General features: G+C 61.6%; 2 protein-coding genes. Both read right to left on the reverse strand.

Translation table 11 applies throughout. The features are described from left to right. Entirely contained in the window at nucleotides 1-807 is an 807-nt protein-coding gene (locus ACUYV6_RS13130; RefSeq protein WP_449279121.1) for an amino acid ABC transporter ATP-binding protein, read from the reverse strand. After that, nucleotides 804-1,550: an amino acid ABC transporter permease gene (locus ACUYV6_RS13135; protein ID WP_449279122.1), complete on the reverse strand. Its 747-nt coding sequence runs from the start codon at nucleotides 1,548-1,550 to the stop codon at nucleotides 804-806. The genes ACUYV6_RS13130 and ACUYV6_RS13135 overlap by 4 nt, the downstream gene beginning before the upstream one ends. Nucleotides 1,551-1,613: the final 63 nt, after the last annotated feature.

Below are 1,613 nucleotides of genomic sequence, written 5' to 3' on the forward strand. Positions count from 1 at the left end.
CTAGAAGCGGACGGCGTCGACGAATTTCTTCAGGTGCGGGTTCTCCGACCGGTTGAACGCTTCGTCAGGAGTCGCGTTGACCGCGATCTCGCCCTCGTGGAAGAACACGAGACGATCCGCGGCTTTCGACGCGAACGCCATATCGTGTGTCACCAACGCAATTGCGATGCCCTCCTCTTCCTTGAGTCGACGGAGCACGTCCAGGACCTCGGCCGCGACGGGCGGGTCGAGGGCACTGGTGATCTCGTCGCAAAGCAGTAGCTTGGGCTGCATCATGAGCGCACGGGCGATCGCAACGCGCTGTCGCTCACCGCCCGAGAGCTGCATGGGCTTGCTGTGGAGGTGCTCGGACATGCCGACTTCCGCGAGCGCCTTCTTCGCGCGCTCCATCGCATCCGACTCGGACAGGCCGAGGCGTTTGCGGGGAGCGAGGATGAGGTTCTTCGCGACATCCATATGCGGCCACAGAGTGTACGTCTGGAAGATCATGCCCACATGGGCTTCGACCTTCTTCCACGCCGGAGTGCGCTTGCTGTTTTCGAAGACGACTTGCCCATCGAAGGTCATCTTCCCGTCATCGGGGTCGGTCAGGCCGGCGATCGCGCGCAGCAGCGTGCTCTTGCCAGATCCTGACCGGCCGATGATGACGGTGATGTCACCGGCGAGCATGTCGAAATCGACGCTCTTCATCACTTCACGGTCGCCGAAGCTCTTGCGCAGACCTCGGCACGATACGAGGACCTCACCGATACTCGCAGTGATTGTGCTGCGCTGCATGGGCCCCGACTTCGGGGTGTTCTCGCTCATTTGCTCACCTGTGCCGCGGTGCCGGGCATCATGCCCGATACTGCGCCTTTCTTCTTCTTGCCGCCGCGCTTGTCGCCCTCCATCATGTTCCGTTCGATCTTGCTCAGGATGAGCGAGGCGGGGAACGCGATCGCGAAGTACATCAGCGCGGCCATCGTGAGGATCTCGATGTAGCGGTAGGTCTCCGTCGCGATCTTGTTCGCGGTGAACATCAGATCGGCCACTGCGATGGTCGAGACCAGCGCGGTGTCCTTGAAGAGCGTGATGTTCAACGACAGAATCACGGGGAGCTGCTGCTTGAGCGCCTGCGGGAGGATGATGTAGCGGATCTGCTGCGCCCTCGTGAGGCGGAGCATCTTGCCTGCCTCGACCTGTTCGACCGGGACGGCTTGGAACCCGGATCGGTAGGCCTCCGCGAGGAACGCGGTGAGGTTCAGGGTGAGCGCGATGATCGCGGACGGGGTGCCCGGGATCGTGACGCCGGTCAGGGCCGGCAGTGCGTAGTACACCCAGAAGAGCTGGACCAGCAGCGGCGTGCAACGGAAGATCTCGATGTAGATCTGCGCAAGCCAGCGCACGACCTCGACGTTCGACATGCGCATCAGCGCGACGGGTACGGCGAGGACCATGCTCACGATGATCACGATGACCGCGATCTGGAGGGAGAGGCCGAGGCCTTCCAGCAGCCGATCGAAGTTGTTCGTGACCGCGTTCCAGTTGAAGTCGTAACTATTGATGATCATAAGAACTCCAGAGGTTCTGGACGATCACTCGCCTACTTCATCTCGAGATCGCCGAGGTTCTCC

This window comes from Leucobacter sp. GX24907 (genome assembly GCF_053567335.1).